The sequence below is a fragment of the Rhodococcus sp. MSC1_016 genome (assembly GCF_023667485.2).
GTDB classification, from domain to species: domain Bacteria; phylum Actinomycetota; class Actinomycetes; order Mycobacteriales; family Mycobacteriaceae; genus Rhodococcus_F; species Rhodococcus_F oxybenzonivorans.
The window spans coordinates 882,188-901,823 of sequence record NZ_JAMOZI020000002.1; the positions used below are offsets into that span (position 1 = coordinate 882,188).

Genomic DNA, 19,636 nt, shown 5'->3' on the forward strand with positions numbered 1-19,636 from the left:
ACAGGATTTGGAAATGACAGAACAGTTGCAGTCGGAGACGGCCACGGCCGGTAGATGCCCCGTCGATATGTGGTCGGCGGAATTCAACGACAATTTCTGGCCCGAGATCAATCGCATGCAGAAACTCGACGAGCTCAGCGTCCATACGCAGGGCGATACCCCCTGCTACGTGGCCACCCGCTACGAAGATGTCTTCAAGATCCTGCGTGACTGGAAACGCTTCTCCTCCGAAGGGGGCGTCGCGATTCTCGGCCACGACAACCGGGCGGCACCGCCGAAGAATGAGGGCCGGTTCCTCCCCGAGGACCTCGATCCGCCGGCGCAGACGGATTGGCGGAAGATCTTGAACCCGGAACTGACGGAAGAGAAGATGAAAGTCTTCGCGCCGTCGATCACCGCGGAGATCGATAGGCTCCTGGACGCGGGGATCGAGCGTGGCCGGTTCAGCGTGATGGAAGACTTCCTGCGCCCGCTGCAGCTCCGCGCGGTCTTCAGTAATCTGCTCCAGCTCGAGGGCGACCAAATCGACGACTGGATGCAATGGGCACACGATATCTTCGTCGGTGAGACGGCGGAGGCGTCGGAGAATGCATTCGCCAGCCTCTACGCCGCCATCGAAGCCCTGGTGAAGGCGCGTATGGCCGATCCGATCGAGGACGACCTGGTCAGCCTCGTGTGCCAGGTCGAGGAGATCGACGGCCGCGAGCCCACCCTGTCCGAGCGCATCGCCGTGGTACTCCCGCTGTCGATTGCCGGTCTGGAATCGACCGGCACCATTCTCGGCGGCATCGTTCATCACCTCGCCACTCATCCCGATGACCTGGCCGAATTGGTGGAGAATCCGCACCTGGTTCCCCACGCAGTCGAAGAAGGCCTGCGCATGTTCGCGAATGTCACGGCACTGCAGCGGACCACCACGTGCCCCGTTACGGTCGGCCAGACCGAGCTCGACGCGGGCGCCAAGGTATGGACCTCGTACAACGGGGCCAACCGCGACGAGACGAAGTTTCCCAACCCGCACCAGTGGGACCTGCACCGCAAGGAGAAGAACCACATCGCCTTCAGCATCGGGCCCCACCGGTGCCTCGGATCCAACTTCGCGCGCGTGATGATGACTCTGGTACTCGAGCGGATCATTGCCAAAATGCCGAAGTTCACCTTGGTGGAGGGGCAGAGAATCGGATACCACTCGATGCCCACCCGCGGAATTCACGAGCTCGACATCGAAGTGCTCACGAACTGACGACCCCACCCACCCTCGCATCTCACGCTCACCTAAAAGGACTGATTACTCATGACCAACCCGGCTCCGGAAGAACTGTTGGCGCAGGCCCACAAGGTCGTCGATGCGTGGAACAACCTCGACCTCGACGCGCTCCACGACCTGGTCGACGAGAACATCGTGGTGGTGCACCAGAATCGTGGCGTCGCCGCAACCGGGCGCGATCTGATGATCGAGACGGTGAAACAGATGAAGCAGGTCTTTCCCGACCGCTCGATCGGTGAAACCACCCGGTGGGCGGTGACCGGTAACTCGGTCCTGCGGGAGACCACGTGGCAGGGCACCGCGACAGCGGACGTTCCCGGGTTCGGTAAGGCCGGCGAGCACTGCAAGCTCAACGTGCTGTCGATCATGACGTTCGAGAACGGTCGCTTGACCGAGTGGTGTGACTACGGATAACTCGCTGCGCTCCCTCGAAGCGGGTTCGTTCCGCTTCGAGGGAATCGGCACCCTTCACAAATGTTTGGGAAGTGAACATGAACCTCGATCTACGCGTCGTCGAACGACGCCCGGTCGCCGACGGCATCGTCGAACTGGCACTCGAAGCCGCCGGCGGTGACGCACTTCCGCGCTGGGAGCCCGGATCTCACATCGATCTTCACGTGGGCAACGGATTGATTCGCCAGTATTCGCTGACCGGCTTTGCAGTGACCGATAACCGGTGGGTCATTTCGGTGCTGCGGGAGCCGAACAGCCGCGGCGGATCGGTGTTCGTTCACGACTCGCTCGAAGAGCAGGCGTCGGTCACGGTCAGCACGCCGCGCAATCATTTCGCTCTCGCCGAGGGAGTTGCGGTTCAGTTCGTGGCCGGTGGCATCGGCATCACCCCCCTCATCCCCATGATCATGCAGCTCGAACGTGAAGGCCGGGACTGGAAGCTGTTCTACGCCGGACGATCGCGGGCCAGCATGGCCTACCTCGACGAGTTGGCCAAGTTCGGCGATCGCGTCCAGATCTGGCCGGACGACGAACGGGGGATGCCCGACATCGACGGGCTCGTCGCCGCCACAGATCCGCAGACCATCATCTACTCCTGCGGTCCGGAAGGGCTGCTGGCCAAGTTGGAAGACCTCTGCACGGTCGGGCCGGTGAAACGAACTCTGCGCACTGAGCGGTTCGTGGCAAAAGAGGTCGAACTTGACGGACCCGAGCATGACATCGACGTCGAGTTCGCACAGTCCGGTATCACGGTCACCGTTCCCGCCGATCGCACGATCCTGTCCGTGGCCGAGGAGAACGGAATCGACATACTCTCCTCGTGCAACGAGGGAACCTGCGGAACCTGTGAAACTGCGGTCCTCGAGGGCATTCCGGACCACCGGGATTCGGTGTTGACCGACGATGAGCGTGCATGCGGTCAGACCATGATGCTGTGTGTGTCACGCGCGCGCTCGGTCTCACTGCGTCTCGACGCGTAATACATCCGTTCGTGCGGACGTCGGTAGTGGCGCTCATCCCGCAGTCGCGCAGCGGACAGAACCGAAGGAGAGCTGTGTCGTGATGAGAGAGAGCGGAAGCCAGGGTGTGCTGGCCGGGCAGTACGTGCTTGTGACCGGTGCCAGCGAAGGCATTGGGCTCGGCATTGCGAAGGGAATGGTGGAAGCCGGGGCGAGTGTGATGATCGCGGCCCGTCGGCGACCACAGCTCGAGCTCGCTCGTAAGGAACTGCAGGAGCTCGCGTCGCCGGGGCAGCAGGTCGAGATTGCGGAAGTAGACATCCGCGACCCCGAATCGGTCGGCGCGATGTTCGCACTGGCAGACCGCACCTTCCCTACGCTCAACATCTTCGTCGCCAACGCGGGCAGTGGATCGATGGTCCCGTTCCTGGAGATGACGGAGGAGGTGTGGACCAACACGATCGACTTGAACCTCACGGGCACCTTCCGCTGCTGTCACCAGGCCGCGACGCGGATGGCGGCACGTGAGGACAAGAGCGAGAATGCGGCGATCCTCGTGTTGTCGTCGGTCCGCGCACTGGGGACGCGGCCAGCGACGATTCACTACGCGACCACCAAGGCGGGACTCAATCAGTTTGTGCGCGTGGCAGCCTATGAGCTGGCCGAGCACGGCGTACGGGTCAACGCTCTCTCACCCGGCATCACCGCAACCCCGATGGCGCTGGAGCGGAACCCGGAGATCTTCGAGAGGATGGCCGCGACAGTTCCGTTGGGTCGAGCCGGCAGCGTCGAAGACATGGCCGCGGCCGCGGTGTTCGTGTGCAGTCCGAGCGCAAAGTTCATCACCGGCACCAACCAGATCGTCGACGGCGGAGAGTCGCTGTACTGATCACCGGAGCTTCCTAGCCGGGGCCGGGTGCTTTCGCAGCATAATTTTTCGGAGGTTGTATGACCCTGTCAGAGTTTCGTGAACAGGCCCGCACATGGTTGCGCGAGAACGTCGGCGCCGTCGCGGGCACTACGGAGCGGGACCCGTTCGATGTGGCGGTGTTCCATTCACTGCCGTTCGAGGCGGAACAGGCGTTGCTCGAGGAGCACAAGAGGTGGCAGCGCATCAAGTTCGACGCCGGCTACGGTGCTATCGACTGGCCGGTCGAGGACGGCGGCGCCGGATTGAGCGTCGAGCACGCCGATGTATTCGCGAGGGAGGAGTCGGCGCTGTTGCCGTTGGCGCCACACGAGCTGTTCTCGGTCACGATGCACTTGATCGCCCCGACCATCCGCATCCTCGGGACGCCCAAACAGAAGAAGACCTTTCTGCCCTCGATGCTCTGCGGTGAACTCCTTGCCTGCCAGTTGTTCTCCGAGCCCGGGGCCGGCTCCGACCTCGCCTCCCTCGGCACTCGCGCCGTCCGAGACGGTGACGGGTGGGTGATCAACGGGCAGAAGGTGTGGACCTCGGGCGCGCAATTCGCCGAGTGGGGTGAACTCATCGCCCGCACCGATCCCGATGTACCGAAACACGCGGGAATGACCGCGTTCCTGGTGCCGCTCGACGCACCGGGTGTGGAAGTACGCCAGATCCGGCAAATGTCCGGAGGTACCAGTTTCAACGAGGTCTTCTTCACCGACGTCCGTGTCCCGGACCGTCTGCGGCTGGGCGAGGTGGGGGCGGGCTGGAATGTCGCGTTGACGACGCTGGCATTCGAACGCGGAGGAAGCTCGAACACAGCGGGAGTCGGCGGACAATTCAGCCAGCTCGTTGCCTCCGCACGCGCTGCCGGACAGATCGGTGATCCACAGATTCGGCAGCAACTGGCCCAGGTCTACCTTCGCCAGACACTGGCCGAGATCGACCTCCTCCGCGATCGCCAGGCACGCCAGGCGGGAGGCGCTCCCGGCGCGGTGGGATCGGTCCGCAAGGTGCAGTGGGTGGACAAGCTGAAGTTGGTGTCCGACACCGCCACTGCAATATTGGGACGCACGCTCCTCGCCGACACGGGGCGACCGGGAACCTACGGGTGGAACGAGCACGTTCTCGGGGCGCCCGGTTACCGCATTGCGGGCGGCTCCGACGAGATCCAGCGCAACATCATCGCCGAACGACTGCTGGGGCTTCCCGCAGAAGCGCGGGCCGACAAGGGCATGTCGTGGCGTGAATCGACGTCACGCTCGAGCGCCTGAACGAATCGAGGAACCATGAGTACCGATCGACACAATCTGTCCGGCAAAGTAGTCCTGATCACCGGCGGAAGCAGGGGCCTGGGAGCCTCGATGGCCTGGGCGTTCGCCGAAGAGGGCGCGCACGTCGTGATCGCGAGCCGTAAGGTCGAGCCGTGCCGGGAGCTCGCTGCGGACATCGAGGCCAAGACCGGGGTCAAGGCGCTCGGCGTGGCAGCACACGTGGGTGACTGGGCTACGCTGCCGACCCTGATCGACGAGGTGTACTCGACCTTCGGGAAGTTGGACGTGCTGGTCAACAATGCCGGCATCGCACCGCTGTATCCGAGTATCGAAGCCGTGAGCGAAGAGCTGTTCGACAAGATCGTCGACGTGAACCTCAAGGGTCCGTTCCGGCTGAGCGCCCTCGTCGCGGCGCGAATGGCCGAAGCGGGCGGCGGATCGATCATCAACATCAGTAGCAACGCATCCGAGCGGCCGGCCCCGGCCTACATTCCGTACGGCGCAGCCAAGGCCGGTCTCAACTCGCTGACGAAGGGTTTCGCCTCCGCCTACGGACCTGGGGTCCGAGTCAACTGCGTGATGGCCGGCTCCTTCTTCACCGACATCAGCAAGGGCTGGGACATGGACGACTTTGACGATCTCGCGGGAGCCTGGCCGATCTCGCGTGGTGGCAGGCCGGAGGAAATTGTCGGAGCGGTGCTGTACTTCGCCGGCGACTCCTCGAGTTACACCACGGGGACGATCCTGCCTGTCGACGGTGGCCGAATGGCCGTCGGATAATTCGTTGTCGGGCCCCTGGCAAGTTCGCCTCTACTTGATTGACAGGTAAGGACTTTCAGCGCCGATCCCTGCAAACCCCGCGTGTGAATTTCCCTATGTGTGGGGTTCGCGGCTCGTGCGGGTATTTCCCCATGAGCACTCTTGCCAATATTCCTCATGATAATTATGCTCGGTGCACGGGAGCGACCCGAGGCACACGAACGTCCGGTGAGTGAGCTGCCCGGTTGATACCCCGACAAACGACGAGGATGGGAGGCACGCGGTGACGGCACTAGAGCACACGCGGCCAATGCAGACACAGCTGGACAGTGGGCGGCGCCTGCCCCAACAGCGCACCGGACCGCTCGCCGGTGTGCGAATCGCGGACTTCTGCTGGATGGGCGTTGGTGCTGTCGCGACGCGCCTGCTGGCAGACTTCGGCGCCGAGGTCATCAAGATCGAGGCACGTGATCGACTGGACATGCCCAGGCGCTTGCCGATCTACAAGAACGAACTGCGTTCGTACGGTGACGAAGATCCGAATCCGGATCCGAACAAGGGTGGGCTGTTCAACAACTACAGCCGCAACAAGCTCGGCATCACCGTGAACATGAAGAGCGAACGCGGCCAGCAGTTGGTGCGGCAGCTCATCGGCGCCAGTTCGGTTGTGACCGAGAACTTTGCCCCCGGTGTCATGGAGAAGTGGGGACTGACCTACGACGATCTGCGGGAGATCAACCCCGAGGTCATCTTCGCGCGGATGAGCGGATTCGGGCACAGCGGACCACACCACCGATTCAAGAGTTACGGCCCAGTGATCCAAGCGGTGTGCGGATTGTCCTTCATCTCCGGTCTGCCGGACCGGGAACCGTCCGGTTGGGGACTGTCCTACATGGACAACCAAGCCGCGTACTATAATTCGGCGGCACTGCTGATGGCAATTATGCAACGCAACGCCACCGGCAAAGGGCAGGAAATCGACGTTTCTGCCGTCGAGGCCGGCATCAATCTGATCGGACCGGACCTGCTCGACGTGTCCGTGAACAAGGCCACGACCCGCAGACCCGGATACCCGAACGGGAACCGCCTCAACCATCCCCATGCGGCCCCGCACGGGGTCTATCCAGCAGCGGGCGAGGACAAATGGCTCGCGATCGCGGTGTTCGACGATGCGGACTGGTCCCGGTTCGTGACCGCACTCGGAAACCCCGAATGGGCGTCATCACCGGAGTTCGCGGATCAATCCTCGCGTTTCACCCACCAGGACAAGCTCGACGAGCACATCTCCCGCTGGTCCGCTAGTCGGCCCGCACACGAGTCGATGGAGTTGCTGCAGACCGCCGGTGTGGCCGCCGGTGCCGTGCGGAACTCGCAAGACCTCACCGAATCGGACCCCCAAATCGACCTACACGGCACCTTCTTCGAGTTGGATCACCCGGTCATCGGAGTGGCGAAATTCGAAGGTTCACCCATGCAATTTTCTCGCACCGTCCAAGACAATTGGCGCAGCGCACCCCTGCTCGGGGAAGACAATCAGTATGTCTTCGGCGACATCCTCGGACTCGGCGAGGACGAAATTGCGACGCTTACCGCAGAGGGCGTGATCTGATGGAACTCGCATACAGTGGACTGGTCGTCGTCGAGCTCGCTGACGATCCGGCCGGCGAATATACCGGCAAGCTACTTGCCGATCAGGGCGCCGACGTCATCAAGGTCGAGCCCCTCGACGGTGCGGCCAGCCGACATATCGGGCCCTACGCGGGTGGCAATGTCGATCCGGACAACAGCCTGAACTTTTGGACCTACAACACGTCGAAGCGTTCGGTCACCGTCGATACCGGTTGCGAGGAGGGACGCGCTGCACTCGCGCATCTCATCGCCGGCGCGGACATCCTTCTGACCACCGGCCGGCCCGTCGATCTGGCGGCGCAGGAATTGGATCTCGAACGGCTGTGCGCGGAGCATCCTCGGCTGATTGCCTTGTCGGTCTCGCCGTTCGGATTGACCGGCCCGTGGGCGAACTACCGCAGTTCCGATCTGGTCGGGCTCGCGATGGGCGGGCTACTCACCACCTGCGGGTACGACGACCATTCCATTCCGCCGATCCGGCCCGGCGGAAATCAGGGCTACATGACCGCCGCGAGCTTCGCGCTGTGCGGACTTCTTCTTGCACTCATCGAGCGCCAGAACACCGGACAGGGACAGGTGGTCGACGTGTCCATGCACGAATCGATCGCGGTCACGGGGGAGTTGGCAAACCCCTACTGGTTCTACCCGAAGGCACTGGTGCAGAGGCAGACCTGCCGCCACGCCCAACCGGAACCGACGCAGCCGGCGTTGTTCCAGTGCGCGGACGGGGTGTGGGTGTACTTCGCTCTCATCCTCGCTGACCAGCATGCGTGGAAGGCACTGACCTCGTGGATGGAATCGGCTGGCGTCGCGGCGGACCTCGTCGACGACGAGTACCTGTCGCTGGCGTATCGGCAGCAGAATTTTTCGCACATCCAGGAACTGCTCGAGGTCTTCTTCCTCATTCAGGATTCGGGAACGATCTACCGTGAGGGTCAGGGGCGCGGTCTGCCGATCGGGCCTCTGCGGGCCCCGGAAGAGTTGTTCGACGACGAGCACCTCGCCGAACGCGGGTTCTTCGTCCCCGTGAAGATGCACGACGGATCCAGTGTCCTCTTTCCTGGTACCCCGTACCGATTCTCCGGTGGTGACGGCGGGCCGAGCCGTCCGCCGCGCCTCGGCGAGCACACAGACGAGGTCCTGACACATGACTGATCGATGGCAACGCGACGTCTGCGCAATCGCGGGAGTCGGGCAGAGCGCCTTCTCGAAGAACTCCGGTGTGAGCGTGACTGCTCTCGCGGCGGACGCGGCGCTCGCTGCGCTGGCAGACGCAGGCATAGATCCTGCCGAGGTCGACGGCATCGTTCGCAACGACATGGATCTCGTGTCCTGTGCGGCTCTCGGTGATGCGATCGGCGCACGCAATCTGACCTACTACGGTGAGGCGGGTCCCGGTGGGGCGGGTCCGTGCGCGATGGTGGCACAGGCCGTCGCCGCGATCATGAGTGGACAGGCGGACACCGTGGTGGTCTTCCGCTCCCTCAACGGCCGCTCCGGCAACCGGTTCGGACTCTCTGCCGAGCTGGATCCCGTCATCGGCGGCGCCGAGTCGTTCACGGAGTTCTTCGGCCCGTACGGGCTGCTCTCTCCCGGCATGTTCTTTGCGCTCATCGCCCAGCAGTACATGAACGAGACCGGGCTGACATCAGAGCAACTCGCGAACATCGCACTTGTCGCGCGCAAACACGCCAACAACAATCCGACGGCGCAGATGCACCACCGTCCGATGTCCTTGGACGATTATATGAATTCGCGCATGCTCTCCACACCATTGCGCCTGTTCGACTATTGTCTCGAGACCGATGGTGCCGCCGCGGTTGTCGTCACCACCACCGAACGGGCGAGAGACCTGCGGCAACCCCCCGCCGTGATCCGTGCGGCAGCCATGGCAAGTGGGCCTCGGCCGCAACCGGGGCAGATGTACCCGGCGTTGATGCGCGAGGATCCACTGTCGATGCCGTCACGGCAGTGCGCGCAGACGCTCTATGCGCGTGCAGGTCTCGGGCCTGAGGACGTCGACTCCGCACAGCTCTACGATTGCTTCTCCATCACTGCGCTGCTGCAGATCGAAGATTACGGCTTCTGCGCCCGCGGGGAGGCCGGCACCTTCATCGAGGCCGGTGCACTCGAAGTCGGCGGGGCGATACCGTTCAACACGAGTGGAGGTCATATGTCCGAGGGCTACATCCACGGAATGAACCATGTCGTCGAAGGTGTTCGGCAGATCCGCGGACAGTCGTCGAACCAAGTGCAGGGGGCGTCGGTGTCCCTCGTGACCTCGGCCCCACCGCCGTCGACCGCCGCGCTGATCCTGGTGTCGGCATGAGCGCCCGGCTGGCACCGCGGGTCGACGACCCGGCGACTCGCGGTTTCTTCGCGTTGGCGGCGGAAGGGAAACTGGGTGTCCTGACCTGCACGGACTGCGGGACCCGGATCCATCTGCCCAGGCCCCGGTGCGTGGGTTGCGGCGGAGCCGAACTCGGATGGTCCGCCGTCACCGGCCGCGGCCGGGCAAGGTCGTGGACCGTTGTCGAACACCAGGTCCACCCGCTCTTTCCCGCGCCGTACACCGTGGTCCTGATCGACGTCCACGGTGAACAGCACGTCCGGATGATCGGCCATCTACCTGGCAGGGTGGACGTCGACGAGAACACCGAATTCGTCATCGAATTCGAGGATCTCGGACCAGATCGTGATGGCAACGCCAGGGTGCTTCCCAAATGGACCATCGCGAAGGAACTCGTAGCGGACACCCGTGCCAGCTGACCTGGTACAGCCCGCTACCACACCCAACCCAGGCGGGAGTTCGAGCGGCATCTCCACTGCTACATGCGCGGTGGATTTGCAACTGGCAACCGAAGTGGCAGAACGCGGGCGTTAGGTTTCGGATTCGCCGTTGAATAGGCGCACCGATACTGCTCAACCACCGCGCATGCCGCCTCGCCGCAGTGCGGGCATTCGGGATTTCCGATGGCCTGCTCAGGCCGGAACGCCGCTGATGGAACGGCCGATCTCCCGCAGAGTCCATGGAATTTAGGCACATCTATAGGCAATACCGGTCCATGACGGCTGGTCGGCCGCAAATGGCTTCCATTTCTTGTGGCCGGGAAAAGTGGTATTGCTTTATTTCCTCATGATGAATATGCTCGGTGTGTCGCGAGTGACGTGAGGCACATGTCTGGTCGGTGAGGTACCTGACCGCGACCGCGCGAAAAAATCGGAGGTACGTCGTGACTGCTGTCGAGCACATGCGGTTCTTCGGCGGGAGCCTCGGAACAGACGAGTCAGGAGTTCGAGAATGACGCCGACGCAGGCATCGTTGCCGGCTAGATCGATCGATAGCGAGGTGCTTCGGATCGATGGTCAGGGTGTGGTTTTACTCGGCGGGCGGTGCGGTGATTGTGGGACCGTCACTTTTCCGGTGCAGGCTTCGTGTCCGCGATGCAGCGGTGATTCGATGGTCAGCGTCCCGCTTCCGTCGGCCGGAACGTTGTGGTCGTACACCGTGCAGTCGTTCCGGCCGAAACACCCGTTCCTCGGTCCGGATGACTTCGTCCCGTTCGGTGTCGGATATGTCGACCTGGGCCCGGTCATCGTGGAGGCCCGGTTGACGATCAATGAGCCGGACCAACTCGAGATCGGCGATTCGATGATATTGACCACGATGGTCAACCACCGTGACGCCGACGGCTGCGAGGTCCTGACCTACGCGTTCGGCCCCGGCGGCGATAAGGAGACGAAATGAAGGTCGCGATCGTTGGAGTAGGGATTCACCGTTTCGGGCGGACCGAGGGAGTGAGCGGCCGTGCCCAGGCCGTCTACGCCGCGCGGGCGGCGCTCGAGGATGCGGGTGTCGAATGGTCCGATATTCAATTCGCCTACGGTGGTAGCGATTCCGCCGGAAACGCCGACACCCTCGTCTCCGAGCTGGGGCTGACCGGTCTGCCGTTCATCAACGTCTCCAATGGTTGCGCGACGGGCGGTAGCGCGTTGACGTCCGCGGTGAACACGATCGCGTCGGGCAAGCACGACCTGGGGATCGCTGTCGGGTTCGACAAGCATCCCAAGGGTGCCTTCAACGCCGATCCCAAGGCGAATGGGCTGGGGCAGTGGTACGGCGAGACTGGGATGATGGTGACTACTCAGTTCTTCGCGATGAAGATTCAGCGGTACATGGCCGAACACGGTATCGGTGAGCACACCCTCGCACAGGTCGCGGTGAAGGCGTTCGGTAACGGGTCCCTGGCTCCTCATGCGTGGCGCCGGACTCCGATGACCGAGGAACAAGTCTTGTCGTCGACGATGATCAGTCACCCGTTGACACAGTTCATGTTCTGCTCTCCCGCAGAGGGGGCCGTAGCGCTGATCCTTGCGCGTGCTGACCAGGCGAAGAAGTACACCGATACCCCGGTATTCCTCGAGGCCGCCGAGCTGCGTTCACGTCAGTTCGGCTCGTTCGAGGTGTTCAGTCCGTGGGTCTCACCCGAACGCGCGGACGGCCCCACGGTGACAGCGGCGCGAGCGGCCTTCGAGGCTGCCGGCGTGGACCCGGCCGATATCGGCGTCGCGCAGATCCAGGACACCGAATCGGGTGCCGAAATCATGCATATGGCCGAGACCGGACTCTGCAAGCACGGAGAGCAGCAGGCGCTGATCGCGGCGGGTGAGACCGCCATCGGTGGGCGGATCCCGATCAATACCGACGGAGGGTGCATCGCCAACGGTGAACCGATCGGTGCGACCGGGCTTCGGCAGGTGTACGAGAACGTGGTGCAGTTGCGCGGCGCTGCCGGTGCCCGGCAGGTACCGGGTGATCCGAAGCTGGCCTTCAGCCACGTCTACGGAGCGCCGGGCATCAGCGCGTGCACCGTGTTGTCCCGCTAGTCCACTACGAACTTTTCTCTGTCACTACGTATTTCTAGGAGCATGCGATGAGCTGGGACTTCGAAACCGATCCCGAATTCCAGGCGCAGTTGGAGTGGGTAGAGGACTTCGTGCGCACCGAGGTCGAACCCCTCGATCGGTTGATCGAGCACGCCTGGGACGTGACGGATCCGAAGCGTAACCAGCTCATCCGCCCGCTGCAGCAGCAGGTACGTGAGCGGAACCTGTGGGCCTGCCATCTCACACCTGATCTCGGCGGCCGAGGCTACGGACAGCTCAAGCTTGCCCTTCTCAACGAAATCCTCGGGCGAACCCACAGTGGTCCGGTGGTCTTCGGCTGCCAGGCGCCGGACTCAGGTAACGCGGAGGTGCTGGCGCACTTCGGCAGCGCCGATCTCAAGAAGCGCTACATGGAGCCGCTGATCGACGGTGCCATCATGTCCGCCTACTCGATGACCGAGCCCGCCGGTGGCTCCGACCCGACGGGATTCATCACTCGTGCGGTACGAGACGGCGACGAGTACATCATCAACGGAGAGAAGTGGTTCTCGTCGCACGCCCGATTCGCGACCTTCCTCATCGTCATGGCGGTCACCGACCCGGAAGCCGCCCCGCACAAGCGAGCATCGATGTTCCTCGTACCGATCGACACCCCGGGTGTGGAGATCGTCCGCAACGTCGGTGTGTCCGGCCACGAGGACCACGAGGCCACTCACGCCTACATGCGGTACACGGACGTGCGGATTCCCGTCGGTAACCGCCTCGGGGACGACGGCCAGGGCTTCGAGGTGGCGCAGACCCGACTCGGAGGAGGCCGTATCCACCACGCGATGCGGACCGTGGGCCTGGTGAAGGCGTCGTTGGACATGATGCTCGAGCGAGCGGTGTCCCGCCATACACGCGGCCAACGGCTGGCGGACCTGCAAATGGTGCAGGCAATGATCGCCGAGTCGTGGATTCAGTTGCAACAGTTCCGGCTTCTGGTGCTGCAGACCGCGTGGAAGATCGACAAGTACAACGACTACAAGAGGGTCCTGGTCGACATCTCGGCGGTCAAGGCCGCAATGCCCAGGGTTCTTCTCGACGTGACCTCACGCGCCGCCCAGATCCACGGATCACTGGGCATTTCGACGGAGTTGCCGTTCGGGCGCTGGATCCTGGAGAGCTACCACATGGGGCTCGCCGACGGTGCCACCGAGTTGCACCTGCAGACCGTGGCAAAGCAACTGCTGCGCACTGCAACCCCGGCCCCGGGCCTGTTCCCGACCCGTCATCTTCCAGCCCTGGAGGCGGCGGCTCAGGAAAAGTATGCGCATCTCGAGCTGGCGAGACTGCTATGAGCACCGAGGTCAACAACGATCAGGCTGAGCTCGCACCGGTTCGTGCCGGCGAGATGCTCGACTGGGACAGACTCGAACGGTATCTGCGCGAGCATTTACCGGACCTCGAGGGTGACTTCTCGGTTCTTCAGTTCCCCCGCGGCTCAGCGAACCTGACGTATCAGGTCACGTTCGGTGAGCGACAATTGGTGGTTCGCCGACCACCCTTCGGGACGATCGCCGCAGGTGCCCACGACATGGCTCGCGAGTACAAGGTGCTCTCACAGCTGCACACAGAATTTCCCCGCGCGCCGCGCGCTCTCCTGCACTGCGCCGACGAGTCGGTCATCGGCGCGGAGTTCTTCGTCAACGAGTACCGCGAGGGCGTCGTCGTCTGGGACCGGGTACCTGACTCGATGTCCGGCTTCGACGACGCCGGCGCACGTATCGGGCTGGCAGTAATCGATGCCCTCGCCGACTTGCACGCGGTGGATCCGGACAAGGCGGGGCTGTCCGACCTGGGCCGACCCGACGGCTATCTCGAACGGCAACTCCGCGGTTGGCAAAAACGCTGGGCAGCGGTGGAACCGGAGGTCGACTCGCCGGAGACCACGGCCGTCATGCGGGAGGTCGCCATCCGGCTCGTGAAGGGGAAGCCGCGAAGCCAGCGCAGTGGAATCGTGCACAACGACTACAAAATCGACAACTGCCAATTCCGGCCGGGCGACCCGGACCGCGTCACGGCGGTGTTCGATTGGGACATGGCGACCACCGGTGACACACTGTCGGATCTGGGTACGTTGCTGAACTACTGGCCGGACCGCACACTCGATCCCGACTCGGATGCGGCCTTCATCGCGGTTCCGGGAATGCACGGACTCGGCCTGCCGCCCCGTGCCGCTGTGATCGACCGATACGCCAGCAGCAGCAGTCTCGATCTGTCGGACATCACTTGGTACGAGGCCCTCGGATGCTGGAAGACAGCGGTCATTCTCCAACAGCTCTACGCCCGCTTCGTTCGCGGTCAGACCGCCGATGCCCGGATGGGGCAGCGAGGCGCACTGATTCCGCCGCTCGCCCGTCGCGCCCTCGGGTTGCTGACCTGATATCGACTTTCGCGATGTACATCACTGAGGAGTAGGTAATGAAAACTGGTGCCAAAATGCGCAGCGCGGTCTGCAGCACCGAAGTCATGGTCATTCGCGCCGGCAGCGGAGACGTCACCTTGTGCTGCGGTGGTGTACCGATGCTGGCAGCGGACGAGTCGACACAAGCTGCCGGCGTCCCGGAGGCCGGCTTCGACGCGGGCACCGTGATGGGAAAAAGGTACATCGACACGGAGTCCGGTGTGGAAGTCCTTTGCGTCAAGCCGGGTGCCGGCTCCGTATCGGCCGGTGACCGGACCCTCGAGTTGTCCGTGCCCAAGGCCCTTCCCTCCTCGGACTGATTGGTACGACCATGAATATTTCGATGCTGTTGGAAATGGCCGCCGACGCCGACGGTGACCGAATCGCCGTCGGTACCCGACGCGACGGACTGACCTACCGCGAACTACTCGAACTGAGCCGTCGTTACGGCTCCCAGATCAGCAGACTCGACGCGCAGGCGTTGGCGTACCTCGACCTGAACTCGCCGACATGCGTGGCGCTGCTGTTCGGATGCAGCTACGCAGGTGTGCCGTTCGCACCCATCAACTACCGCTGGACCGATCAGCAGGTCGGCCGCGCGCTCGAACGGCTCGCGCCGGTCGCGGTGGTTGCCGGCGCCGACTTCACCGCCCGAGTCGAGGCCGGCAGCAGCGTCACCGTGCTCGATCTGTCTACCCCGGACACCGCAGCAGACGACGCAGTCGTGGCACGCAACGAGCACTCACCAGCGGTGCTGCTGTTCACCAGCGGTACCAGTGGCGATCCGAAAGCTGCGGTTCTGCGAAGCACCAATCTTGTGCCATACGTGGTCAGTACAGTGGAATTCTTCAATGCCGGTCCCGAGGAAGCGATTCTCGTGTCGGTCCCGCCCTACCACATCGCCTCGGTGAGTTCAGCGCTCACATCGGTGTATTCCGGACGTCGTATCGTCCAGCTTCCCGCGTTCGACCCGGAATCCTGGGTGAACCTCGCCGCGGAAGAGGCCATCACGCACGCCATGGTGGTCCCGACGATGCTGAACCGGATTCTCGAGGTGCTCGAACGCCGCGGTCGGAGACTCGACGCGCTCCGCCACCTGTCATACGGCGGTGGCCGGATGCCCATCGAGACGGTCGAGCGCGCGCTCGCACTGCTCCCCGGAGTAGATCTGGTCAACGCCTACGGACTCACCGAGACCAGCTCAACTATCGCGGTCCTGGGACCCGAAGACCACCGGATCGCCGCGGCCAGCACGGATCCGTCAGTTCGCGCGCGGCTGGGGTCCGTAGGCCGGCCGATCCCGTCGATCGAACTCGAAGTGCGCTCCGATGATGGATCAGCGTTACCGTCCGGTGCGGTGGGCGAAGTCTGGGTGCGCGGCGAACAGGTCTCGGGTGAGTACCTTTCGCATTCGGCAGTGGGGGAGGGCGGTTGGTACCCCACCCGCGATCATGGTCACCTCGACGTCGACGGATACCTCTTTCTGCACGGACGCGCTGACGATGTGATCGTCCGCGGGGGCGAGAACATCGCGCCGGCGGAGATCGAGGACTGTTTGCGCAGCCATGAGGCCGTGGCCGACGTCGCCGTTGTCGGTGTGCCGGACGCGGAGTGGGGTGAGCGGGTCGAAGCTGTGGTGGTGCTCGCTGCCGGCGCAGCGGCCGGGATGGAGGAGCTGCAGGAATTGGTCCGCGTGACCCTGCGCTCGACTCGTGTTCCCACTCAAATCCACTACCGCGACGAGTTGCCCTACAACGAGCTCGGCAAGCTGTTGCGCCGTGAGGTTCGAACCGAGCTGGCCGCACTGCTCGAAGGTGCGACGGCATGATCCTCGAACACTCCGAGGCCACCGAAGATCGGATCATGCTTCGCGAATCGATCATCGCGATGGTCCGCAAGGTCAATCCGTCCGAGAGTCTTCTGGAACGGGCCGAGGCGGCGTCGGCGGGTGGCGCCGACACGGAGTTGTGGTCGGCCCTCAGTGGAGAATTCGCTGCGCCAGCCCTGGCCGTTCCCGAGGCTTTGGGCGGGGTGGGGGCTACCGTCGCGGAGTCCGCTGTGATCCTGGAGGAACTCGGAGCGGCGTTAGCGACTGTGCCCTACCTGAGTACCTTCGTTGCCACCGAAGTTCTTCTTGCGGCACCAGGGTGTGCTGTCTCGGACAAGTGGGTTCCCCGGCTTGCCGCGGGAGAGGCCACCGCCACCGTGATCTTTGATCCGGTCCTCATCGGTGACCACGCATTCGCCGAGCAGTCCGCTCCGTTCGCTGCACAACAGACGCCCGACGGGCACACGCTGTCGGGAACAAGCGACTTCGTGATCGACGGCGCAACAGCGGATCTCATTCTGATACCGGTCCGGGACGCTGCGGGGTGCACACTCTTCGCCGTCGAAAGCAAACACCTGCGACGGGACTCCATGCATACACTCGATCCCACCCGTCCGCTGGCCGTGATCACGGCCGACGATGCCCCTGCAGAGGTGGTCGGTGTGGTGGGCGACGCCGGACAGTTGATGGCCCATGCCCGCGATCTCGCGTTGCTGGCGATCGGATGCGAACAGCTGGGACAGGCGAAGTTCGTTCTGAATATGGCTGTCGAATACGCACGTGAACGCAGACAGTTCGGAAGGCCCATTGGTTCCTTCCAAGCAATCAAACATAAGCTCGCAGAGGTCGCTGTCGCCGTGCAGAGCGCCGAGTCTGCAGTCGAGCACGGTATCTGGGCGGCCGCGAAGGGCAGCGCCGCCGAGCTGTCGCGCGCGGCCGCAATGGTGGCGATGGCATGCGCTCCCGCAGCAGTTCTCGCTGCGGGCGAGTGTATTCAGGTCCACGGCGGTATCGGATTCACCTGGGAGCACCCTGCCCATTTCTATTATCGGCGGGCGCTGAGCAGTCAGGGGTTGCTGGGCACGCCGCAGCATCACGCCGAGCGCCTTTTCGAACTCGCACTGAGCTAAAAGCATGAGGGACGAACACCCAGACGCCTCATGCGGAGCACGAAAGGAATGCCAGTGACCTCACTTGGATTGTGCGCGTTCGGCATGAACGGTCGCGAACTGCTGGAGTTGGCGATATCAGCGGACCAACTGGGATTCGATGCGCTATGGCTCGGTGAACATATTCTCCATCCGACCGGGTATGGCAGTGATCACCCGACCGACGGGACCCAGGCACACAGGCACCATGCCGGCCCAATCGTGGCCACGAACACCGAATTGATCGACCCTTGGGTGGTGCATGCGGCGATCGCGGCGTCGACGACGCGTATCCGACTGGGCACCGCCGTGTACCTGGCCCCACTGCGCCATCCCTTGCTCACCGCGCGCACCACCATCACCGTCCAGGAACTGAGCGCGGGCCGAGTATTACTCGGCGTCGGTGCAGGATGGTTGAAGGAAGAATTCACTGCCCTCGAACAGCCGTACACGACGCGGATGTCGCGAACAGAGGAGTGCATCGAGGTGCTCAGAGCGGCGTGGTCCGGCGAACCGTTCGTGCACAATGGCAAGCACTTCGACATCGGCTCCGTACAAGTGCATCCGCGGCAGGTGGACATCCCCGTCATACTGGGAGGAAACGGACCCAAGGCGCTCGACCGCGCCGCGAGGCTGGGAGACGGATGGTTCACGTCAGGCACGCCGTCGTTCGAGGGATCGCTGGAACTGGTCACGGAAATAACACGGTGCCGTGAAAAGTACCGAAAAACGAATAAGTTCGATTGCTTCGTTCGTGTCGACGCAACGAAAGTATCCGAGCTACAGCGGTACCACGATCACGGCATGACCAACCTGGTCGTGTGGGCGGACACGCTCTGGAAGGGCGCCACAATCGAAGAGCGGCGCGCCAATCTCGCGAGGGCAGCCGACGATCTGGGTGTGCTCCGGGAGTGTCAGGTAACCGGTTGAACTGGAATTGGTCGGCGTACCGCGCGGAGCGGGGCAGGCACCGGTGAGACTGATCGGCGGTCGAGTGCGCCGCCCCCGGATGCGTCTGGCCTGCGGAGTTTCGGGAGGCGTGCCCGGTGTTTCGCGGTGTCCCGATTGACCCATGGCCCTCGGGTCATCGATGTGTCCCTACGCGCAGTCCCGGCAGATCAGCTGCGCGGGGTCGGCGAGGCGGGTGCGGTGGTGGACGAGGAAGCAACTGGTGCAGGTGAATTCGTCGGCCTGCTTGGGGATGACGCGGACGGTGAGTTCTTCGCCGGACAGGTCGGCGCCGGGCAGTTCGAAGGATTCGGCTGTGTCGGTGTCCTCGACGTCCACGACGGGGGACTGGGTGTCTTTGCGGCTGGCGGTCAGCTGTTCGAGGGGAGGTGTCCGCCTCGTCGGATTCGGTGACTCTGGGGGCGTCGTAATCGGTGGCCATGGCTGTGTCGTCCTCATGCTCTGGGTGTTCGGACTCGCCAGGATAGGAGAGGTGCGGTGGGCACGATGCAACCGGGCGGCTGCCGCTCGATCCTAAGCGGACGTGGATCGTGCTCCGTCGGTTCGGTTCGGTGGCCGCAGGGTTGTCCCGTTGTCGCTTGCTGTCAACGAAATTGGCTTGTATCGGGGTCGGGACAGGTGGCAGCGCTAGATCTTTACGTGGCTGGCTGGCTGGCTGGTGCGGTGATCGGTCGATCTGGATGTCGACGCATACGCAGCGGCCAGGGCGGGAATCTACAGGTGCGCCAGCATGGGGAACAGGGCGATCGCGGAGACGGTGATCCCCGCGGCGCCGGCAACGACGCCCAGTAGGGCCCGCAACGATGCCGCCTCGTCGTCGGCCACCGCGGACCGTGAGGTGGCGACGGCGCCGCAGACCACCGCGGCCACTCCCAGAAGGAAGCCGAGCCCGACCACCCAGAACGACGCAACGGACAGGAGTCCTAGGGCGATCGACACGGCGGGCAACCGCGAGCAATGCTGCGTCCGTTTTTTGTTGCCGTCGACGGAGGAACACAGGCGGGGAACGGCGACTGTCATGGTCCTCCTTCAAGCGGTGACGAGTGGGTCGGCGGGCGGGCGCGCGTGTCCGCTGCACCAGAGCGGGGGTGTCGTCGGGACTGTTCG

Annotated in this window: 19 protein-coding genes and 2 pseudogenes; 19 read left to right on the plus strand and 2 right to left on the minus strand. The window is 63.6% G+C overall.

The genetic code is table 11. The features are described 5' to 3' along the window. The first annotated feature begins 13 nt into the window (after positions 1 to 13). The 19 genes and pseudogenes from L1080_RS36480 to L1080_RS36570 all read left to right on the plus strand — a co-directional run bounded on the left by L1080_RS36480 (position 14) and on the right by L1080_RS36570 (position 18,490). Entirely contained in the window at positions 14 to 1,243 is a 1,230-nt protein-coding gene (locus L1080_RS36480; protein WP_250773707.1) for a cytochrome P450, read from the plus strand. Between the two features lie 51 nt (positions 1,244 to 1,294). After that, on the plus strand, positions 1,295 to 1,681 hold the full coding sequence (locus L1080_RS36485; protein ID WP_250773709.1) for an ester cyclase: 387 nt from the start codon (positions 1,295 to 1,297) through the stop codon (positions 1,679 to 1,681). A 77-nt stretch (positions 1,682 to 1,758) separates the two neighbouring features. Further along, on the plus strand, positions 1,759 to 2,700 hold the full coding sequence (locus L1080_RS36490; RefSeq protein ID WP_250773710.1) for a PDR/VanB family oxidoreductase: 942 nt from the start codon (positions 1,759 to 1,761) through the stop codon (positions 2,698 to 2,700). Positions 2,701 to 2,782: 82 nt separating this feature from the next. Further along, complete coding sequence (locus L1080_RS36495; protein ID WP_250773712.1) at positions 2,783 to 3,568, plus strand: SDR family NAD(P)-dependent oxidoreductase; 786 nt, start codon at positions 2,783 to 2,785, stop codon at positions 3,566 to 3,568. A gap of 59 nt (positions 3,569 to 3,627) precedes the next feature. Beyond that, the gene (locus L1080_RS36500; protein ID WP_250773714.1) at positions 3,628 to 4,863 is read left to right on the plus strand and encodes an acyl-CoA dehydrogenase family protein; all 1,236 of its coding nucleotides are present in this window, start codon (positions 3,628 to 3,630) and stop codon (positions 4,861 to 4,863) included. A gap of 15 nt (positions 4,864 to 4,878) precedes the next feature. Next, entirely contained in the window at positions 4,879 to 5,643 is a 765-nt protein-coding gene (locus L1080_RS36505) for an SDR family NAD(P)-dependent oxidoreductase (RefSeq protein ID WP_250773716.1), read from the plus strand. A 289-nt stretch (positions 5,644 to 5,932) separates the two neighbouring features. Beyond that, positions 5,933 to 7,231 carry a CaiB/BaiF CoA transferase family protein gene (locus tag L1080_RS36510; RefSeq protein ID WP_250773718.1) on the plus strand — a complete coding sequence of 433 codons (1,299 nt, stop codon included), beginning with the start codon at positions 5,933 to 5,935 and terminating at the stop codon, positions 7,229 to 7,231. Continuing rightward, positions 7,231 to 8,406, plus strand: coding sequence for a CaiB/BaiF CoA transferase family protein (locus tag L1080_RS36515; protein WP_250773721.1), 1,176 nt, complete (start codon positions 7,231 to 7,233; stop codon positions 8,404 to 8,406). The genes L1080_RS36510 and L1080_RS36515 overlap by 1 nt, the downstream gene beginning before the upstream one ends. Next, on the plus strand, positions 8,399 to 9,580 hold the full coding sequence (locus tag L1080_RS36520) for a thiolase C-terminal domain-containing protein (protein WP_250773724.1): 1,182 nt from the start codon (positions 8,399 to 8,401) through the stop codon (positions 9,578 to 9,580). Before L1080_RS36515 ends, L1080_RS36520 begins: the two co-directional genes overlap by 8 nt. After that, complete coding sequence (locus L1080_RS36525; protein ID WP_250773725.1) at positions 9,577 to 10,020, plus strand: Zn-ribbon domain-containing OB-fold protein; 444 nt, start codon at positions 9,577 to 9,579, stop codon at positions 10,018 to 10,020. The genes L1080_RS36520 and L1080_RS36525 overlap by 4 nt, the downstream gene beginning before the upstream one ends. A 532-nt stretch (positions 10,021 to 10,552) precedes the next feature. Next, a pseudogene (locus tag L1080_RS36530) lies at positions 10,553 to 10,702 on the plus strand (zinc ribbon domain-containing protein); the annotation flags it as partial. Positions 10,703 to 10,711: 9 nt separating this feature from the next. Beyond that, positions 10,712 to 10,999 (plus strand): Zn-ribbon domain-containing OB-fold protein, encoded by a 288-nt coding sequence (locus tag L1080_RS36535; RefSeq protein ID WP_250773913.1) that lies wholly within the window; start codon positions 10,712 to 10,714, stop codon positions 10,997 to 10,999. Continuing rightward, positions 10,996 to 12,138, plus strand: coding sequence for a thiolase family protein (locus L1080_RS36540; RefSeq protein WP_250773726.1), 1,143 nt, complete (start codon positions 10,996 to 10,998; stop codon positions 12,136 to 12,138). Before L1080_RS36535 ends, L1080_RS36540 begins: the two co-directional genes overlap by 4 nt. A gap of 47 nt (positions 12,139 to 12,185) precedes the next feature. Beyond that, positions 12,186 to 13,478, plus strand: a complete 1,293-nt coding sequence (locus L1080_RS36545) for an acyl-CoA dehydrogenase family protein (protein WP_250773727.1) — start codon at positions 12,186 to 12,188, stop codon at positions 13,476 to 13,478. Then, the gene (locus L1080_RS36550) at positions 13,475 to 14,563 is read left to right on the plus strand and encodes a phosphotransferase family protein (RefSeq protein ID WP_250773729.1); all 1,089 of its coding nucleotides are present in this window, start codon (positions 13,475 to 13,477) and stop codon (positions 14,561 to 14,563) included. The genes L1080_RS36545 and L1080_RS36550 overlap by 4 nt, the downstream gene beginning before the upstream one ends. Before the next feature lie 38 nt (positions 14,564 to 14,601). Continuing rightward, positions 14,602 to 14,904 carry a hypothetical protein gene (locus L1080_RS36555; protein ID WP_250773731.1) on the plus strand — a complete coding sequence of 101 codons (303 nt, stop codon included), beginning with the start codon at positions 14,602 to 14,604 and terminating at the stop codon, positions 14,902 to 14,904. 11 nt (positions 14,905 to 14,915) lie between these two features. Beyond that, positions 14,916 to 16,412: a class I adenylate-forming enzyme family protein gene (locus L1080_RS36560; protein WP_250773734.1), complete on the plus strand. Its 1,497-nt coding sequence runs from the start codon at positions 14,916 to 14,918 to the stop codon at positions 16,410 to 16,412. Next, positions 16,409 to 17,542: an acyl-CoA dehydrogenase family protein gene (locus tag L1080_RS36565; RefSeq protein WP_250773735.1), complete on the plus strand. Its 1,134-nt coding sequence runs from the start codon at positions 16,409 to 16,411 to the stop codon at positions 17,540 to 17,542. Before L1080_RS36560 ends, L1080_RS36565 begins: the two co-directional genes overlap by 4 nt. Before the next feature lie 54 nt (positions 17,543 to 17,596). Continuing rightward, a complete protein-coding gene (locus tag L1080_RS36570) occupies positions 17,597 to 18,490 on the plus strand; it encodes a TIGR03619 family F420-dependent LLM class oxidoreductase (protein WP_250773738.1) in 894 nt (297 codons plus the stop codon). A gap of 168 nt (positions 18,491 to 18,658) precedes the next feature. On the opposite strand, the pseudogene L1080_RS36575 reads toward L1080_RS36570, so the two are convergent. Together L1080_RS36575 and L1080_RS36580 are read right to left on the minus strand one after the other, a co-directional pair. Then, a pseudogene (locus L1080_RS36575) lies at positions 18,659 to 18,950 on the minus strand (DUF4193 domain-containing protein). Between the two features lie 293 nt (positions 18,951 to 19,243). After that, positions 19,244 to 19,549 (minus strand): hypothetical protein, encoded by a 306-nt coding sequence (locus tag L1080_RS36580; RefSeq protein WP_250773740.1) that lies wholly within the window; start codon positions 19,547 to 19,549, stop codon positions 19,244 to 19,246. Between the last annotated feature and the right edge of the window lie 87 nt (positions 19,550 to 19,636).